The organism is Streptomyces sp. NPDC046900 (assembly GCF_040644975.1).
Lineage (GTDB): Bacteria > Actinomycetota > Actinomycetes > Streptomycetales > Streptomycetaceae > Streptomyces.
In genome coordinates this window covers 693-1,578 of record NZ_JBEYXD010000245.1, presented here as the reverse complement: position 1 = coordinate 1,578, position 886 = coordinate 693, and positions in this window count along the sequence as shown.

Here is an 886-nt window from a genome sequence, read left to right as displayed (position 1 = left end):
CGTGAGGGCATGGAACGTCGCGGGTACCGGCACATGGAACGGTCCCGGCATCTTGGCCAGCACGTCACCAAAGCTTTGGTGATGCATCAGGCCGACGAGGTGTGGGAAGGCGTCAGCCGCCATCTGTTTCCTGATGCATCCGGACGGCGGTTTGGACGGCCGAAGACCAGTACCTGGTGGGACTACGCCCGCATCCCAGGCCGTGCCCGCTCGCACACCACGGCCCGGAAGTGGGAAACGTTCCGCCTCCACGGCACTCTTACCGGGCATCTGACCGCCTACCGGCACCGGGACCTCGACCCGACCATCACCACGCCGGAACAGGCAGCCGGGCTGGCGCCGCAGACGAGTGTTCTCGCACAGCCGCGACGCATGCCTGTGCCCGGGCGACCCCTGCGTGTCGAAACCGGCGAAGTTACCGCGAAGGGAAAGCCGAAGACACGGGCTGCCACATGGTGGGACCACACCGGGCCCCTCGCCCTGGTTTTTACCGGCGGTCCCGATTCGCAGCGCGGCGATCTTGTTCTGCCGGTCCGGCTCCCTTCCGGTGTCGGCCGCTGGCCGCGGCTGCTCCACTTCCTGAACAACCCGGAGACCTGGCATAAGGTCGATCTCGTCCGCCGCCGCGATGCCAGGGCTCTCGGGGGTTGGGCGTACGAAGCGCATCTGATGGTCCTCACCGGCGGCTACGCATCCCCAGCCACGAAGGCGCGGCGTGCCGCCGCAGTCGACCTCGGCCGGGTCGGTGGGATCGACGGAAACGTCTCCAACTTGTCCGTCGTCTCTTTCCCGGACACGTTCGACCCAGCCGACGGAGAGGTGAGCTCGACCCGGCCGAGGTCGACTGCGGCGGCACGCCGCGCCTTCGTGGCTGGGGATGCGTAGC